The organism is Flavobacterium sharifuzzamanii (assembly GCF_003254585.1).
GTDB classification, from domain to species: Bacteria; Bacteroidota; Bacteroidia; order Flavobacteriales; family Flavobacteriaceae; genus Flavobacterium; species Flavobacterium sharifuzzamanii.
Window position 1 is genome coordinate 42,096 of the sequence record NZ_QJGZ01000042.1, and the last position, 18,218, is coordinate 60,313.

Annotated in this window: 17 protein-coding genes; 7 read left to right on the top strand and 10 right to left on the bottom strand. The window is 33.2% G+C overall.

The genetic code is table 11. The annotated features are described in order from the left end of the window. The first annotated feature begins 48 nt into the window (after nt 1–48). Complete coding sequence (gene hutI, locus DMA14_RS19895) at nt 49–1,287, top strand: imidazolonepropionase (protein ID WP_111426273.1); 1,239 nt, start codon at nt 49–51, stop codon at nt 1,285–1,287. A 156-nt stretch (nt 1,288–1,443) separates the two neighbouring features. Here hutI and DMA14_RS19900 read toward each other — a convergent pair whose 3' ends face one another. Then, nucleotides 1,444–2,322, bottom strand: coding sequence for a hypothetical protein (locus DMA14_RS19900; protein ID WP_111379192.1), 879 nt, complete (start codon nt 2,320–2,322; stop codon nt 1,444–1,446). A 98-nt stretch (nt 2,323–2,420) separates the two neighbouring features. On the opposite strand from DMA14_RS19900, the gene DMA14_RS19905 reads away from it, so the two are divergent. Next, nucleotides 2,421–3,458 (top strand): formimidoylglutamase, encoded by a 1,038-nt coding sequence (locus DMA14_RS19905; RefSeq protein WP_111426274.1) that lies wholly within the window; start codon nt 2,421–2,423, stop codon nt 3,456–3,458. Nucleotides 3,459–3,594: 136 nt separating this feature from the next. Further along, nucleotides 3,595–4,842 (top strand): DEAD/DEAH box helicase, encoded by a 1,248-nt coding sequence (locus tag DMA14_RS19910; protein WP_111379190.1) that lies wholly within the window; start codon nt 3,595–3,597, stop codon nt 4,840–4,842. Here DMA14_RS19910 and DMA14_RS19915 read toward each other — a convergent pair. The 3 genes from DMA14_RS19915 to aroC all read right to left on the bottom strand — a co-directional run bounded on the left by DMA14_RS19915 (nt 4,839) and on the right by aroC (nt 9,520). Then, the gene (locus DMA14_RS19915) at nt 4,839–7,022 is read right to left on the bottom strand and encodes a response regulator (RefSeq protein ID WP_111426275.1); all 2,184 of its coding nucleotides are present in this window, start codon (nt 7,020–7,022) and stop codon (nt 4,839–4,841) included. The genes DMA14_RS19910 and DMA14_RS19915 overlap by 4 nt on opposite strands. A gap of 124 nt (nt 7,023–7,146) precedes the next feature. After that, entirely contained in the window at nt 7,147–8,409 is a 1,263-nt protein-coding gene (locus tag DMA14_RS19920) for a dicarboxylate/amino acid:cation symporter (protein WP_111426276.1), read from the bottom strand. A 52-nt stretch (nt 8,410–8,461) separates the two neighbouring features. Further along, nucleotides 8,462–9,520 carry a chorismate synthase gene (gene aroC / locus DMA14_RS19925; protein ID WP_111426277.1) on the bottom strand — a complete coding sequence of 353 codons (1,059 nt, stop codon included), beginning with the start codon at nt 9,518–9,520 and terminating at the stop codon, nt 8,462–8,464. 188 nt (nt 9,521–9,708) lie between these two features. On the opposite strand from aroC, the gene DMA14_RS19930 reads away from it, so the two are divergent. Both DMA14_RS19930 and DMA14_RS19935 read left to right on the top strand, forming a co-directional pair. After that, nucleotides 9,709–10,530: a UDP-2,3-diacylglucosamine diphosphatase gene (locus tag DMA14_RS19930; protein WP_111426278.1), complete on the top strand. Its 822-nt coding sequence runs from the start codon at nt 9,709–9,711 to the stop codon at nt 10,528–10,530. A gap of 139 nt (nt 10,531–10,669) precedes the next feature. Beyond that, nucleotides 10,670–11,167, top strand: coding sequence for a hypothetical protein (locus DMA14_RS19935; protein WP_111426279.1), 498 nt, complete (start codon nt 10,670–10,672; stop codon nt 11,165–11,167). A gap of 80 nt (nt 11,168–11,247) precedes the next feature. Here DMA14_RS19935 and DMA14_RS19940 read toward each other — a convergent pair whose 3' ends face one another. After that, nucleotides 11,248–11,673: a protease complex subunit PrcB family protein gene (locus DMA14_RS19940; protein ID WP_111426280.1), complete on the bottom strand. Its 426-nt coding sequence runs from the start codon at nt 11,671–11,673 to the stop codon at nt 11,248–11,250. Between the two features lie 15 nt (nt 11,674–11,688). Then, entirely contained in the window at nt 11,689–12,834 is a 1,146-nt protein-coding gene (gene bshA, locus DMA14_RS19945) for an N-acetyl-alpha-D-glucosaminyl L-malate synthase BshA (RefSeq protein WP_111426281.1), read from the bottom strand. 174 nt (nt 12,835–13,008) lie between these two features. Here bshA and DMA14_RS19950 point away from each other — a divergent pair, with 174 nt between their 5' ends. Together DMA14_RS19950 and DMA14_RS19955 are read left to right on the top strand one after the other, a co-directional pair. Next, nucleotides 13,009–13,575 carry a Crp/Fnr family transcriptional regulator gene (locus DMA14_RS19950; protein ID WP_157957742.1) on the top strand — a complete coding sequence of 189 codons (567 nt, stop codon included), beginning with the start codon at nt 13,009–13,011 and terminating at the stop codon, nt 13,573–13,575. A gap of 167 nt (nt 13,576–13,742) precedes the next feature. Further along, nucleotides 13,743–14,288, top strand: coding sequence for a cysteine hydrolase family protein (locus DMA14_RS19955; RefSeq protein WP_111426742.1), 546 nt, complete (start codon nt 13,743–13,745; stop codon nt 14,286–14,288). 129 nt (nt 14,289–14,417) lie between these two features. Here the strand turns inward: DMA14_RS19955 and DMA14_RS19960 are convergent, their stop codons facing one another. The 4 genes from DMA14_RS19960 to DMA14_RS19975 all read right to left on the bottom strand — a co-directional run bounded on the left by DMA14_RS19960 (nt 14,418) and on the right by DMA14_RS19975 (nt 18,217). After that, on the bottom strand, nt 14,418–14,900 hold the full coding sequence (locus tag DMA14_RS19960; RefSeq protein WP_026730146.1) for a hypothetical protein: 483 nt from the start codon (nt 14,898–14,900) through the stop codon (nt 14,418–14,420). A gap of 78 nt (nt 14,901–14,978) precedes the next feature. Then, a complete protein-coding gene (locus DMA14_RS19965; protein ID WP_111379181.1) occupies nt 14,979–15,770 on the bottom strand; it encodes a (Fe-S)-binding protein in 792 nt (263 codons plus the stop codon). Nucleotides 15,771–15,907: 137 nt separating this feature from the next. Continuing rightward, nucleotides 15,908–17,245: a (Fe-S)-binding protein gene (locus DMA14_RS19970; protein ID WP_111426283.1), complete on the bottom strand. Its 1,338-nt coding sequence runs from the start codon at nt 17,243–17,245 to the stop codon at nt 15,908–15,910. A 6-nt stretch (nt 17,246–17,251) separates the two neighbouring features. Beyond that, nucleotides 17,252–18,217, bottom strand: coding sequence for an MlaD family protein (locus DMA14_RS19975; RefSeq protein ID WP_111426284.1), 966 nt, complete (start codon nt 18,215–18,217; stop codon nt 17,252–17,254). Nucleotide 18,218 lies beyond the last annotated feature (1 nt).

Genomic DNA, 18,218 nt, shown 5'->3' on the forward strand with positions numbered 1-18,218 from the left:
TTATCCGTGAAAATTTGTGAAATTTGTGTTTTATAACAATTCTTACTAATGATCACTTTAATCACAAACATACAAGAGTTACTACAGGTTCGCGAAACTTCAATTGCTAAAGTTTCAGGTTCTGAAATGGCTAATCTTCCAACAATTAAAAATGCTTTTTTAATACTAAAAGACAATTTAATCGAAGATTTCGGCTCAATGGATAATCTTCCAAAAATCAATGCCGATAAAACTATTGATGCAACAGGAAAAGTCGTTCTTCCATCTTGGTGCGATAGCCACACACATATTGTCTACGCAGGAAATCGCGAGCAAGAATTTGTAGACCGCATCAACGGACTTTCTTATGAAGAAATCGCTAATCGTGGCGGCGGAATCCTTAATTCAGCTAAAAAATTAAACGAGACTTCAGAAGAAGAAATTTACGAGCAATCTAAAATTCGCCTAGAAGAAGTAATGCATTTAGGAACTGGAGCTGTCGAAATTAAATCAGGCTACGGCTTGACAGTTGATGGCGAATTAAAAATGCTTCGTGTAATCAAAAAACTAGCCGAAAACTACCCTATTGCAATTAAAGCAACATTTTTAGGCGCGCATGCATTTCCTTTGCATTACAAAGACGATAAAGCAGGTTATTTGGACGAAATTATCAACAAAATGCTTCCTGAGATTTCTAAAGATAAGCTAGCAGATTACGTAGATGCTTTTTGCGAAAGCGGTTATTTTTCTGTAGAAGAAACTGAAAAAATTATGGAAGCAGGTTTAGCATTTGGCTTAAAACCAAAAATTCACGTAAATCAATTTAATTCTATTGGCGGAATTCAGGCTGGAGTTAAATTTAACGCCCTTTCTGTCGATCATTTAGAAATAATGACCCCAGAAGATATTGAAGCATTAAAAGGGACTGAAACAATGCCTGTTGCATTACCTTCATGTTCTTACTTCCTAAGCATTCCATACACTCCTGCCCGCGAAATGATAAAAGCTGGTTTACCTTTAGCATTAGCAACAGATTTCAACCCTGGCTCTACTCCATCAGGAAATATGAATTTTGTGGTGGCAACAGCTTGCATCAAAATGAAAATGACGCCGGAAGAAGCAATCAATGCAGCAACAATAAACGGAGCATACGCAATGGGACTTTCAGAAACTCACGGAAGTATTACAAAAGGCAAAAAAGCCAATTTAATCTTGACAAAACCAATTTCATCTTATTATCAAATTCCTTACGCTTTCGGAAGCAATCTTATTGAATCTGTTTTTGTAGAAGGAAAAATTGTAGAATAATTATTTCAACGATTTAAATTTAAATATAGCCCGTGGTTTCAACCACGGGAAACATATTGTTTTTCAAACATAACTATACAATTTCAAGCATAAAAAAAGGTCTGTGAAAATCACAGACCTTTAATATCTTAGTGGTATTTTATCCCTTCGGCAAAATTATCTTAAACTGAAACTAGTTTTAGAAACTAACTCATCATTATCAAATACATTGATAAAATAAGTTCCTTTAGCAAAATCTTTTCCTGGAAGATCTTCACTTACTTGTACAGTTTTATTTTCATATTTTACTGTAGTTTTAAAACTGTAAGTTAAAGTGTTATCACCAAAACTTTCTGTTTTCTTTTCTCCTAAAACATTGTTTTTAGAATCGATAACTTGAACATAATACGTTTTGTCTCCAGATTTAGCAATTTGATTTTCAGCAATTGTAAAACTAACTTTCAAAACATCAGCACGGCTTGCTTTATCAGTTTCGATTTGTTTACCTGAGCTTTTCAATTTGTAAGCTGAAGTTTTAGTATTTAAAACAGATAATTTAGAACCTTTTTCTACAGTTTTAGCTAGTTCTTCGTTTTGACCAACTAATACTTCATTATATTTTTTAGATTCTCCTAAAACTACAATAGTACTATCTCTTTGAGTAGTTAAAACACCATTTTGTTTTTTCAACTCATCGTTTTCAGCAACTAAAGTTTTCATTTTACTTTGCATTGCCTGAACTTGCGATCTGTATTTAGAAACATCTCCTTTAGACTTATTCAAATCATCCATTAAAGCTACTACTTTATCTCTTTCTTGGATTAATTCGTCAGACATCGAAGTATTTTCAGCAATTGCAGCATCATAAGTTGCTTTTAACTCCTGTAAATCTTTCATTACAGATTCTTTTTCTGTCAAAGTCGTTGTAAGCTCAGTCTTAACAACCTCTGTATCAGAAGATAATTTAAAAATATACACTAAACTACCGATCAGTAGGACTGCTAAAACTGCGATTACCGCCTTTAGACTTGAATTGTTGTTCTTTGGGTTTTCCATATTTAAATAATTTTCTTTAATAACAAATTTAAGAATTAATATAAGGTAATAACGTAAGTTTCTACAATTATATTATTTTTGGAAAATAAATTTTTTTCATGGAAAAATTAATCCCTTTCACTATAAATGATTTAGCAAAAGTCACAAATCACAGAAGTGGTGAATTAAAGTTCGGAGAAAAAATGATTGTTATTCCATCAGGAGTTGACAAAGTCAATTTTCTCAAAGAAAGTGAAGCAAAGTATGTACTATTAGGAATTCCTGAAGACATTGGCGTGCGTGCCAATTATGGAAGGCCTGGAGCTGCATCAGCATGGCAATGTGCGATAAAAAGCATTGCAAACATTCAGCATAATAGATTTTGTAAAGGAAGCAACATTATTGTTTTAGGACAAATCAACGTTGCAAATGAAATGCGAGAAGTAGAAAACCTTGATTTTAATGATATTGATGATCGTTCAAAATTAAGCCAACTGGTTGAAAAAATAGACAAAGAAGTATCTCATATTATCTTTACCATAATTAAAGCAGGAAAAGTACCAATTATTATTGGCGGAGGCCATAACAACGCCTACGGAAATATTAAAGGTGCCGCTCTTGCAAAAGGAAAACCCGTAAATGCAGTAAATTTTGACGCGCATTCTGATTTTAGGATTTTAGAGGGTCGTCATAGCGGAAATGGCTTTTCGTATGCTTATGAAGAAGGTTTTTTAAAAAAATATTTCATTTTTGGACTTCATGAAAACTACACCTCAAAAAGTGTTTTAGACATTATCAAAAAACTGGAAGATCGTGTTCGCTATAATACTTACGATAGTGTCAATATTAGAAAAGAAAAAGACTTTAATCGTGAAATGATTACAGCTTTGGATTTTATTAAAAATGATGCTTTTGGAATCGAAGTCGACTTAGATGCAATTCCAAACATTGCAAGCAGTGCCATGACAATAAGCGGGTTTTCTGTCGAAGAATTGAGACAGTTTGTTTCTTTCTTTGGTGAACATAAAAATGCAGCGTATTTGCATATCTGCGAAGGCGCGCCAGATTTAGACAATTCACCAAACAATAACTTAATCGGCAAGTTAATTGGCTATTTAGTGACCGATTTTGTTAAAGCAAATATTGAAAAAGACTGATTCAAAAAAGCTTGTTTCTAGTATAAAACAAACTGGTTTTGCCAAATAAAAGCCAATTCAAATAAAGGATTAACCGAATAAACCTATCTTTGCACGGCATTTTAGAATTAAAACTAAAATAGTTAACACCTAAGATATGTTATTCGAAGATTTATCACTTTCAAAAAGTATACAAAAAGCCGTATTTGAAGAAGGCTATTTAAATCCGACTCCTATTCAAGAAAAAGCAATTCCGATTGTTTTAGAAGGTCGTGATTTAATTGGCTGTGCGCAGACAGGAACAGGAAAAACAGCAGCTTTTGCCATTCCGATCATACACCAATTACATCGCATTGTTGGTTCGTCAAAAAAAGCCAAACAAATTCGTGCGCTTGTAGTTACACCTACTCGCGAATTAGCCGTACAAATTGGACAAAGTTTTGACACTTATGCTAAGTATACCAATTTAACACAGCTGACTATTTTTGGAGGAGTTTCACAAAACCCTCAAGTAGACGCTTTAAAAAATGGGGTTGATGTTTTAATTGCCACTCCAGGACGTTTGCTTGACCTTCACAAACAAGGTTTTCTTGATTTAAATCATCTGCACACTTTAGTGCTTGATGAAGCAGATCAGATGCTGGATATGGGTTTTATAAACGATGTAAAAAAAATCGTAAAGCTTACACCTAAAAATAGACAAACTTTACTTTTCTCTGCAACAATGCCAATCGCTATTCGCGAGCTTGCAGAAATGTTTCTTCAAGATCCAGCAAAAGTTGAAGTTTCACCAGTTTCGTCTACTGCAGAAAATGTAGAACAGCGTATTTATTTTGTTGACAAAACAGAAAAAAGAAACTTGCTATATACTTTAATTAAAGAAGAAAATTTATCTAACGTACTTGTTTTTTCTAGAACAAAACACGGTGCAGATAATGTTGTTAAAGCACTTCGTAAAAAAGATATTCCTGCAGAAGCAATTCACGGAGATAAATCACAAAATGCAAGACAAAGAGTTCTAGACGCTTTTAAAAATAAAGAAGTTGGTGTTCTAGTTGCAACTGATATTGCAGCTCGTGGAATTGACATCGAGCAATTACCTTATGTAATCAACTTTGATTTACCGAATATTCCTGAAACTTATGTTCACCGTATTGGCCGTACAGGTCGCGCTGGAAATGGCGGAATTGCAATTTCTTTCTGTGGAAAAGATGAACTTCCTTATTGGAAAGACATTCAGAAATTGATTAAAGTAGATGTAAAAACAATTGCAGATCATCCGTATCAATGGCATTCTGGAAGTCCAGAAGCTGGAGAAAAACCTAAAAATTCAAACAGAAGCGGTGGTGCTCATAAATCGAGAAAATCAACAAACGCAAAGAAAAACAAAAAACGCTGGTACTAAACAGCGTTTTTTTCTTTTATAAGGAAATTGATTATTTTAAATAACTTAACTGGCTCAAAAGGTTTAATAATAATATCATTCATTCCAGACGAAATCGCTTCATCTGTAATTTCATCTTTATCAAAAGCCGTTAAAGCCACAATTGGAGTTTCTATACCTTGAAGACGGATTCGTTTAGTGGTTTCAAATCCATTCATTAAAGGCATATTAATATCCATTAAAATCAAATCGAAAGTTTCCTTTTCCAAAGCCTTAAGTGCAGCAAAACCATCGTCGACTACTTTGCAGGAATAATTATTTTTTTCGATAATCTTTTTCGTCACGAGCTGATTAATCAAATTATCTTCGACTACTAAAATTTTATAAACCTCGCTTGAAGTCAGATCAACTTCAATTTCATCAATAATACTTTTTGTTTTCGCTAAATCATGTTCAAAGGCAATTGTGAATGAAAATGCAGTTCCCTTTCCTAAATCACTGTCAAGCGTAATTGTACTTCCGAAGAGCCCAAGTAATCTTTTTACAATACTAAGCCCCAAACCAGTACCTTGATAATCTTCATCTCGTCTGCCAACTTGGACAAACTTTTCGAAAATTTTATTCTGATCTGCAACTGCAATTCCGATTCCGTTATCTTTAATTAAGAAATCTAAATAATACAGCTTTCCTTCCACTTTATTCAACTTTACGTTAATTTCAACTTGTCCGTCTTTCGTAAATTTTAATGCATTACTTACCAAGTTCATTAAAATCTGTGCAAGACGCAGTTTATCTCCAATTAAGTACTCAGGAATATTTGAGTCAATATTAGTAGAAATTCTATTATTATTTTTCTGCGAAAGAAAAGAAAGCGAATTTTTGATTACTGTAATTTCATCAGAAATATTAAAAGTTAGGTTTTCAAGTACAATCTTGTTCTCTTCGATTTTATTAATCTGAAGAATATCATTTACAAGAGATAGTAAATATCTCGCGGAGAATTTAAGAGAACTTAAATGCTGGCTTCTTGAAATTTCTTTATGTTCTTCAAGAAGCATATTTGTAATGCCCACAACACCATAAAGCGGAGTCCTCAATTCGTGGCTTATAGTCGATATAAACTGAGTTTTAAGCAAAGAGGCTTCCTCTGCAATTTCTTTGGCTTTAAGAAGCTCTAAATTGTGTTTCTTTTTATATCGAATGTTCCTTATTAGTGTAATAATTAAAACTAAAAGAATAAGAGAAATTAAAATGAAAAGAATTACAATAATTTTTGATTTCCTTAAGCTCTGCGATTGCTCTACTTTTTCTCCTTCAACCTTATCGATTTGCCTCTTATACTCATCCAACTCAAGACTTAAACCAGCTTGCGATGCCTTTTTAATCTTCTTAACATCGTATAGATTATCTGAAAGATCATAATGTTTAACAAGTGCATCATACGCTTCTTTATGCCTGTTTGTTTTATTCAAAAAATGCGAATATTCTAAATAAGCATGTGACAGATCTATTTTTTCCTGACATTTTTTACCTGCTTCAATGGCACTCAAAAAATAAGCATTTGCCGCTTTATTATCATTTTTATAGCTAGAGTAAATACCATTCAGCATAGCAACAATAACCTCTGTCGATTCGTCATTGTACTTTATTTTAGTGCTGTTTACATACTTTAAAAAGAGATATCCCTGATTGTAATTTCCAATATCAAAATAAGCCCATGCAATATTTACGTTTGTAAAATAAACCTCTTTTAAATCATTTATTTTCAAAGCATAAGCTACTGCTTTTTTATAACTACGGATTCCTTCATCAAATTGTTCTTTTCCGAAACAATACATGTTTCCTAAATTATTATAAAGGTTACATTTTAAAGAATCGTTATTGGTCTTATTGGCATAATACAAACCTTTTTTATAGAAAAAAATGGCTTTATCATACTCTGTCAATTCGTTATAATTTGCAGCTATAATATTATAAGAGCGAGCAATAAGACAATTGTCTTTTATGGCTGTTGCAGCACTTAAGGCAGCTCTCGAATAGATTAATGATTTCTCGAAATTAGATTCCCTAAAATTTAAAAGTGCTTTCTTTACCGTCTTATCAATTTTAGGATCGAGGTTGCAATTAGATTGCGCGATTGCTGAATTGGCAAAGCAATTCAGAACCAAAAATAAGAGTAAAAAAATCCGTTTGTGGGGCATTAATCGGCTAATTTGATCAAATATACACTTTAAAATAAAAAAAAGCTGTATTTCACAAAAAAATACAGCTTTTCAAATATTATTTCAATAACTAAGATAAAAAAATTAAAATCTCAGTATATTTTTATTCTTTATTCTCTTCCCATTGTCCTACAACAGAAGTTGCTAATGCATTTCCTAATACGTTTGTAGCACTTCTAAACATATCGCAGAAGTGGTCAATTGGAAGAATCAATGCGATACCTTCAATCGGAATATCAAACATACCGCAAGTTGCAGCAACTACAACCAAACTTGCTCTTGGCACACCTGCAATACCTTTACTAGTAAGCATTAAAACTAAAAGCATTGCCATCTGCGTTCCTAAATCTAAATGCACATTGTAGAATTGAGCAATAAAAATACTTGCAAAAGTCATGTACATCATACTTCCGTCAAGGTTAAACGAATATCCAAGCGGCAGCATAAAAGAAACAATTTTATCTTTTACCCCAAAACCTTCTAATTCTTCTGTTAATTTTGGAAATACAGCTTCACTACTTGTTGTTCCAAAAGCAATTGCTAAAGGTCCAGTAATACGTCTTAATAATTCAGTCATTCTTCCTTTAAGGAAAATATACCCGATGGCAATTAAAATAACCCATAAAGTACTAATTCCGATTAAAAACGAACCGAAAAACTTAAAGTAAGTAATCACCAATTCTTCTGCATCTCGTATAGCAAACACACCTGCAATCGCTCCAAAAACTCCAATTGGCGCAAATTTCATTACATAGTTTACCATTTTTAAAACGACATGCGATAATTTATCAAAAGCACCAATAATAGGCTTTACTGTATCTCCTAAAGAAGCTGCCGCCAATCCGAAGAAGATTGAGAAAACTACAATTTGAAGAATCTCATTAGTAGCCATTGCTTCAACTATACTTTTTGGTACGATATGCTCAACAAAATTATCAAAAGACAAATTTTGTGTTTTACCAGTAACTTCAGAAGCTGCTGCCATATCAACGTGATCTAATTTTAGACCAACACCTGGCTGCAAAATATTCACATAAAACAATCCGATTAGAAGCGAAATAAATGACGCTGTAAAAAACCATCCAATAGCTTTTCCTCCAATTCTTCCAACAGTTTTAATATCACCCAATTTCGCAATTCCAACCACCAAAGTCGTAAAAACCAATGGAGAAATAATCATTTGCACCAAACGAATAAAGATGGTTGCCAGCATTTTAATTTTACTGCTAAATGCCTGCGCTGCTTCGGGCGAAATGCTATTGTGCAGAATAATTCCTAAAATGGCTCCTAGAACCATCGCAATAATAATCTGCCCTGTTAATCCCGAAAGAAATGATGTTTTTTTAGTTTCTGTAACTTCTTGCATTAAATTATTTTTTGATTATTAAAATATAAGACCCTCACTGTCTTACCTTTTATTAATATGTTTTGTTGATTAAATAAAAATCTGCCAAAACAATTGCAGCCATCGCTTCTACGATTGGCACTGCGCGAGGCACTACACACGGATCATGACGTCCTTTTCCTGTCATTGGTGTAATGTTTCCTTTATTATCTAACGAATCCTGAGTCTGCATGATAGTTGCAACAGGTTTAAAAGCAACTCTGAAATAAATATCCATTCCGTTACTTATTCCGCCTTGGATTCCGCCAGAAAGATTTGTTTTTGTTGTTCCGTCTGGATTGTATAAATCGTTATGTTCGCTTCCTTTCATTTCAGATCCAGAAAAACCGCTTCCGTATTCAAAACCTTTTACCGCATTAATAGAAAGCATTGCTTTTCCTAATTCTGCATGAAGTTTATCAAATACTGGTTCTCCTAAACCAACTGGAACATTCTGAATTACACAAGTCACAACACCTCCAACAGTGTCTCCCTGTTTGCGGATGTCGCGAATATATTCTTCCATGATCGCTGCAGATTTCTCATCTGGACAACGAACTGGATTGCTTTCAATTTTAGAAAAATCCAATTCCTGATACGGTGTTTCTAAATGAATTGGTCCAACAGAAGAAACATAAGCATTGATCTTAATTTCAGGCAACATTTGCTTTGCAATTGCACCCGCTACTACTCTACTCGCTGTTTCTCTTGCAGAACTTCTCCCGCCACCGCGATAATCACGAAAGCCGTATTTCTGATCGTAAACATAATCGGCATGGCTTGGTCTGTAGTTATCTTTTATATGAGAGTAATCGTCTGATTTTTGATTGGTGTTTGGAATAATGAAACCAATTGGAGTTCCCGTTGTTTTTCCTTCAAATATTCCTGATAGAAATTGAACGCTGTCTGGTTCTTTTCTCTGTGTAACAATTGCCGACTGACCTGGCTTTCTACGAGCCATATCTACTTCAATTGCTTCAAAATCTAATTGTATTCCTGGAGGGCATCCGTCAATAATTCCGCCTAAAGCTTCACCGTGAGATTCTCCAAATGTAGTTACTTTATATAGTGTGCCGAAGCTGTTTCCTGCCATTGTGTTTTGTTTTGAGCAAATGTAAGTTTTATGAATTAAATTAAAAAATTTAAAACTGGTATTATTAACGAAACATTAAATGGAATAAAAATCACAATTTGGTAAAATTATCCTTCTTTTAATAACCTTTTAATAAAGTCAGATTTCACAAACTTTCTTTCATTTGTAAAACTTCAAATCAAGAAAAATTGAAAAAAAGAAATGTCGAATTGGTCATTCTTTCTGATGTCCATTTAGGAACTTACGGAAGTCACGCAAAAGAACTAAACAACTATCTTTCAAGCATTAAACCCAAAACTTTAGTCTTAAATGGCGATATAATTGATGCTTGGCAGTTTCGTAAATCTTATTTTCCAAAAGCCCATTTGCGCGTTATCCAGCGTATTATTGGAATGGCTTCTAAAGGAACAAAAGTGTATTATATCACTGGAAATCACGACGAGATACTTCGCAAATTCAGTGATATGAATATGGGAAATTTTGCACTTGTTGATAAATTGGTTTTAGAATTAGACGATAAAAAAGCCTGGATTTTTCACGGAGACGTTTTTGATGCCTCTGTACAGCACTCAAAATGGATTGCAAAACTAGGTGGCTTAGGTTACGATTATCTGATTTTAATGAACCGTTTTGCTAATTGGTGTCTGGCAAAATTAGGACGCGAACCTTATTCTTTTTCTAAAAAAATAAAAGCAAGCGTTAAAAAAGCGGTAAAATTTATTTCGGATTTTGAAACAACCGCAACTGATTTGGCTATTGAAAAAAATTACGATTATGTTATCTGTGGACATATTCATGAACCCAAAATCATAACCAAAGAAAACAAACACGGCTCTACTTTATATCTAAATTCGGGCGACTGGGTGGAAAACTTAACTGCTTTAGAATATCATAAAAAACGATGGAAATTGTTTTCTTATAAGGCCAGTAATTTTGTCGAAGAAGAAAATCTTTTAGAAATGGAAGACCTTCTCACCTCTCAGCTAATTTCGTCCATAATCCTAAAATAAACACCTCAAAAGCAGGTTTTTAAGAATTTTAACGCTCCAAATTCCTGAAAATGTAAATTATGTAACAATTTTCAAAAATATTATACGTTTTGTATCTAACTGTAATAATACATTTGATTAAAATTAATTTACCATTTTTATGAAAAAGATACTTTTATCTGCCATTATGCTTCTTGGTTTAGCATTTACGGCTCAATCACAAGAAATTTCGAAACATGCTTTAGGATTACGTTTAGGAGACAACAACGGATTTGGAGGAGAAATATCGTACCAATTAGGTTTAAATCAAAAAAATAGACTTGAGTTCGATTTAGGATGGAGAAACAGTAGTGATGTAGACGCAATAAAAGGGGTTGCTCTTTACCAATGGGTTTGGAACATCGACGGAGGTTTTAACTGGTATGCTGGTGTCGGAGGAGGACTAGCAGCTTGGGATCACGATTATTACAACAATAATTACAGATATAGCGATAGCGGAACTTATGTTTTTGCAGCTGGAGATATCGGTATAGAATATAGATTTAAAGAAGTGCCAATTACTTTATCATTGGACGCGAGACCAGAAATTGGTTCAGGATATTATGATGATGATAACTTTGGATTTGACGTTGGTCTAGGTGTCAAATTTAGATTCTAAAATAAATTAAAAAATAATTGTAAAAAGAAGCCTGTCGTTTAAAATAGACAGGCTTTTTTTTACTTCAAAACATTAAGCTCTTAATTAATGATAATCGCTTTTTTAGAATGGATCTTTACAACTGTATAAGGATATGAAATCACCTGCATAGTCATCGCATCTTTTGCAGGACTGTTTTCTTTTACAGTGATAATGATATTTTTATCTGTTTCTTCAACCTTTTCAACATCTATCGTATAGCCGCTTGTGTTTTTTTCGCCCATATTCAGAATCACATAATTATAATCTTGAACATCTGGATCTTTCATCTTATGAGCCAAATTCGGATCGTTTTCAAGCATTTTGATTTCATTTGGTTCAGTCAGAATTTCAAAAAATTTAATATTCCCGCCACCGTCAGATTGTGTTGTCAAAACCTCGTACAGCGCTGCATTTGAACTTCCAGTCTTCTTCACTCCGCAAGAAATCAAAACAAAAACCGCTAAAACAGAAATTACTTTTTTCATTTTTATCCTTTTAAATTAGTGCTTCTCCAATTTGTAATCATCAACCGCTTTTTGGTACAAAGCTTCATATTTAGGTAATATGTTTTTAATATCAAATTTTTTTGCTACCTCTAATGCATTTGCTTTAAACTGACTCAAAACAGCGTCATCTTTTAAAATCTTTAAAGCATTTTGCGCCATTTCTTCAACGTTCCCAACATTGCTTAAGTAACCCGAAAAACCATCGTAATTAACTTCAGGCAAACCTCCAGAATTACTTGAAATTACCGGAACCCCACATGCCATCGCTTCTAATGCCGCCAAACCAAAACTCTCAGTTTCTGAAGGCAGTAAAAACAAATCGGTCATACATAAGATTTTATCAATCTCGTGGCTATTTCCAAAGAAAATCACTTTGTCTAAAATCCCTAATTCCTGACATAAAATTTCTGCTTTTTCTTTTTCAGGTCCATCTCCAACCATCATTAGTTTAGCTGGAATTTCTTTCTGAACATTATAGAAAATCTTAATGATATCTGGAATGCGCTTTACTTTTCTAAAGTTACTAATATGCGTTATAATACGTTCATTCTCATTCGCCATTACATAGCGGTGACAAGGCGCGTTCGGATCTTTTTTGACTTTGTCCAATTCAATAAAATTCGGGATCACCTTAATTTTATTTTTGATTTTGAACAATTTCAAAGTATCATCTTTCAAACTCTGAGAAACCGAAGTCACGTAATCTGATTTATTAATGCTAAAAGTCACCGCAGGTTTGTAAAACGGATGATTTCCAACAAGTGTAATATCAGTTCCGTGAAGTGTGGTAATCATCGGAAGATTAATTCCTTCGTTTTTAAGCATTTGCTTTGCCATATAACCTGCATAAGCATGTGGAATAGCGTAATGAACGTGCAGAAGCTCAATTTTGTACAATTTTACCATATCGACCAACTTGCTAGACAACGCTAATTCGTACGGCTGATAATGAAACAAAGGATATTCCGGAACATTTACTTCATGGTAATGAACATTCGGATTTAAAAGTGCCAATCTAACTGGCTGACTATATGTAATAAAATGTATTTCGTGTCCTCTTCTGGCTAATTCGAGACCTAACTCTGTGGCTACTACACCACTACCTCCAAAAGTAGGATAACAGACTATTGCTATTTTCATGGATTAAATTTAATTCTACGAAAATACTCAAAAATAGCGTTTAATTAACTGTTTAAATTGTTAGATTTTTGTGAATCTTACTTCCATACATTTCATATTTCGGCAATCTAATTTTACCTTTAACTTTTAAATCCACAATATCTTACTAGCATTTACATGGACAATTATAATTTATTGCAAGAAAACATTCGAAAACGTATTGAGGTAACTGAGGATGAAATGTCGTATTTTATTTTTCTTTTACAACAAAAAAAATATAGTCGGAAAGAATTGATACTTAGAGAAAGCGAAATATCTCATAATTTTACTTTTATCGTTTCTGGTTGTGTAAAAAGCTATCTCATCGATAACAAAGGAGAAGAACATATTCTCACAATTGCACCGAGTGACTGGTGGATTACAGATATAAATAGTTTTGTTTCTGGCACACCTGGAAATTTGTTTTTGGAAGCACTTGAACCGACTACTGCATTACTATTAAGTCGCGAAAAGCAAGAATTGCTACTTGCAAAAATCCCTAAATTTGAAAAATATTTCCGTATTCTAACAGAAAAGGCTTTTGCTGTAAGCCAGCAAAGAATTATAGACTATATGAGTTTAACTGCTTTAGAACGTCTTGAAAAATTTGTAGCCAGTTATCCTTCTGTAATTTCATCTTTAACACAACAGCAAATTGCCTCTTATATTGGTGTTACTCCTTCATTTTTCAGCAGGATGATTAAAGGAAAAAAAATATTTTAACATCTCAGTTGACCTAGGTCATTTTTCAAAAACAGGCTTGATTCTACTTTTGCTGTCAATAATAACAATTAAAAATATTTTATATCATGATTAGAATTACATTCTCCTTTTTAATCACATTATTGTCTTTTGCAACTATTTATTGTCAACAAAAAAATCAAGAAAAAATGAAACAAGCACTAATTATCGTAGACGTTCAAAATGATTATTTCCCAGGTGGCCGAATGGAACTTTCAGGATCCGAAGCAGCCGCAGATAACGCCAAAACTATTCTGGAATACTGTAGAAAATCAAAAATAGAGGTAATTCACATTCAGCATATTGCAACAGCTCCTAATTCGACCTTTTTTCTTCCTGAAACAGATGGCGCAAAAATCAATGTAAAAGTAGCCCCAATTTCTAATGAAAAAATTATAACCAAACATTATCCTAATAGCTTTAGAGAAACCAATCTTTTAGCTTATTTACAAGAAAAGAAAATAACAAATCTCATAGTTACCGGTATGATGACTCACGTTTGTATTGATGCTACGGTAAAAGCTGCAAAGGATTATGGATTTGACTGTACAGTCATTTCAGACGCCTGCGCCACAAAAGATCTTGACGTACAAGGCAATAAAGTTGCCGCTAAAGAAGTTCAAAATGCATTATTAGGTGCTATGGCATTTTATTATGCTGAACTTAAAACAACTTCAGACTTTATTGCTCATTAAATTATTCAACTTTGTCAAAGTTTTAAACTTTGACAAAGTTCTTTATACAACGAAACCCGACAGGCTTTCTTTGAAACAAAAAAGGCATGAAATCTACATTTCATGCCTTTAAATATATTTTAAATACTCTTAGAAAAATCTGCTGTGCCAACTGTCAGCAGCAGGAACTTCCCAAGATTCATTAAATTCTTCGATATTGTTTACCAAATTATTGAAAACAATTGTATTCTCAGAAACCGACTTATCTTTTACCATTTTCTTGAAATCAATCAATGGTTTGTGTGCAATATGTTCTCCAAGTTTAAAAGTAACGTTCATTTTATCCAATAAATCAACATTATACTTTTTCTCTAGACTTTGAATAAATTCAACAGAACTATCAATAGAGCATCCTGTCGCAGCTTGCACTTCTTGATTTACTGCCAATATTATAAATCGATTATATTTCAATAAAAACGAAGCTTCAAGACTTGTACCGTGTGCGGCCCACTGTTCTACAAAAGCTTTTAAATCTGTTTCGATTTCAGAAAACTCTTCCTCAGAAAATTTTCTGTTCGATTGGTAAATCCAGACTCTAGATTCACCTGGTAAATTTTCAAAAGGTATATACATTTTTTCTTTTTTTTTGTTTGTTTTTGTTTCAGGTTTCAAAACTTAGTAGCTTAGCATCTTAGAACCTTAGCACCTCTTTTACAAATCCTGTGCATTCGCTATTAATTCAGCGATATCTAAAACTTTAACCTGACCTTCTTTTTCTTTATTTTTAATTCCGTCTGTCAACATGGTGTTACAGAATGGACAACCTGCAGCAATAATATCAGGTTGAGTTTCTAAAGCATCTTCTGTACGAAGAACGTTCACTTCTTTATTTCCAGGTTCAGCATCTTTAAACATCTGTGCTCCTCCTGCACCACAGCATAATCCGTTTGCTTTAGAACGTTTCATTTCAACTAATTCAACATCTAATTTCTGAATTAAATCTCTTGGCGCTTCGTAAACTTTATTTGCTCTTCCTAGATAACAAGGGTCATGGAAAGTAATTTTTTTACCTTTAAACTGTCCACCTTCAACAGTTAATCTTCCTTCATCAATTAATGATTTTAGAAACTCCGTATGATGAATAACTTCGTAATTCCCTCCTAATTCAGGATATTCATTTTTCAAAGTATTAAAACAGTGCGGGCAAGCTGTAACAATTTTTTTAGCTTCATAAGCATTCAAAACCTCGATATTCATCATGGCTTGCATTTGAAACAAAAATTCATTTCCAGCTCTCTTTGCAGGATCACCAGTACAACTCTCTTCTGTACCTAAAACTGCAAAAGAAACATTAGTACGATTTAAAATACGTACAAACGCTTTAGTAATCTTTTTTGCTCTATCATCAAAACTTCCTGCGCAACCTACCCAAAACAAAACCTCTGGCTGTTTTCCTTCGGCAAGCATTTCTGCCATTGTTGGTACTACTAAATTTTCTGACATTTCTCTCACTTTTGTTTAATCGGTTAATGGTGAAATTGTTTAATCGCTAAAAGCAAAATGACAAATTCTGTAAAAACCGAAATATTATTTTAAAATCGATCAAACGGTTAAACAACTAACCGATTAAACAATAAATCTTAATTCTCGTTTTTCCAATTTAAACGGTCTTGCTGGCTATATTGCCAAGGCGCACCGTTATTTTCAATATTAGTCATCATAGCGTTTAATGACATTGGAGCAGCACTTTGTTCCATAACCAAATAACGACGCATATCCATAATGATAGACAATGGACTAATATTTACAGGACATTCTTCAACGCAAGCATTACAAGACGTACAAGCCCATAATTCTTCTGGCGTAATATAATCGTTTAAAAGTGATTTGTTATCTGGAACAAAAACACCTTTATTGGCGTCAATATTTTTACCAACTTCTGTCAAACGGTCTCTTGTATCCATCATAATCTTACGCGGAGACAATTTTTTACCAGTTTGATTTGCAGGACATGAAGAAGTACAACGCCCGCATTCTGTACAAGTATATGCATTTAATAACTGAACCCAGTTTAAATCCTGAACATCACTTGCACCAAATTTAGCTGGATGTGCATTTTCATCAGCTGGAGCAGCTGCAAAAGGATCTGCATTTGGATCCATCATTAATTTCACTTCTTTTGTAACTGAAGCAAGATTATCAAACTGCCCTTCTGGTTTTAAGTTTGCAAAAAAGGTATTCGGGAAAGCCAAAAGAATATGCAAATGTTTTGAAAAGTACAAATAGTTCATAAAAACTAAAATACCAACAATATGCAGCCACCAGAAAACTTCAAATAATAATCCAACAACTTCGTTTGAAGTGCCATTAAAAATTGGCGCTATAAACTGGCTTATTGGGTAACTTCCTGCTTTATGAAAATGAGAATATCCCCCTGGAACATTCTGTAAATGCAAATCAGATGCATTCATCAATAAAAACAGAATCATCAAAACTGTTTCAAAATACAAAATGTAATTAGCATCGCTCTTTGGAAAACCAGTTAGATCTTTGCTTACAAAACGTTTCAAACGGATTACATTTCTTCTGATCCAGAAAGTAACTACAGCAATAATTACAAGTATCGCTAATATTTCAAATGAAGCAATTAGAACATCATAAACTACACCTAAATAAGGCGCAAAAACTCTATGCGTTCCAAAAAGTCCATCAATAATAATTTCTAATAATTCTATATTAATTATTATGAAACCAACATATACAAAAATATGAAGAATTCCTGCAACAGGGCGTCTCACCATTTTTGACTGCCCTAGCGCAATCAATGCCATGTTTTTCCAACGAGCTTTAGGATTATCTTTTCGATCTACATCGACTCCTAGATTAATATTTCGGATGATTTTTTTTACGCTCGCTGTAAAAAAACCGAAACCTACTATAAGAAGTATTGCGAATAAAATATTATCTAAATAACTCATTTATAATTATTTTTTATCGGTTGAGTTTGTTTCTTCTGTTGGTGCTACGTATGGCTTATTTTTCTTTCCAAAAAGAGAAACATTTACGTAACGTGTTGGGTAAAGACGAAGGTCTTGCAATAACAATTCAAGTTCTTTTGAAGTTTTAGTCAAGTTATTATACAAAGCCTCATCGTTAAGTATTTTTCCTGCCGTACCTTTTCCAGAATTCAAGTTGCTCATTAAAACATCAACTTTAGCTAAAGTTTGGTTCAAGTTGCGAACCGTTTTTCCTAAATCTGCTTTATTTAATGAATCTGAAATTTTATTGAAGTTGCCAGACATCTTATTGAAGTTTGTAACCATTCCATTAATCTGTCCTTTATTAGTATCCAAGATATTATTAAGACTTCCAGAAACTTTATGAAATTGTTCCATTGTCTGACTTAACTCAGCAATTGTTTTCTTTAGATTTTCTTGAGTATTTTTATCTAAAGTGTTATTTAATCCTGTAACCAAATTATCTATATTCAAAAGCATTTTATCAAGCTTTTGCTGAATTGGTTCAATTTTTCCTCCTAATGATTCTGTCAATCCTAATTCAACAGAAGAAACTAATTTCTGTCCGTCTTCTGCCAATTCTTTATCAGCAAAATTTGGAATAATTTTAATTTGTTTCCCTCCAATCAAACTTGGAGAATAAATAGAAGCTGTACTTGTTTTAGAAATTGGAAAATCTGTTTTAAGCTGAAGCTCAACTAACAATTTACCTGTAACTTCATCAATTGTAATTTTATTTACTTTACCAATCGCAAGTCCGTTAAGTGTAACTGGTGCAGATGGTGATAAATCTTCAACATTATCATATTCAGCATATAATATTGTATAATTAGTAAAAAGGTCTCTTCCCTTTAAAAAACTATATCCCCAGATAAATAGTAGAATGGATGCGATGACTAAAATAGCCGTTTTAATTTCTCTTGTTAGTTTCAAA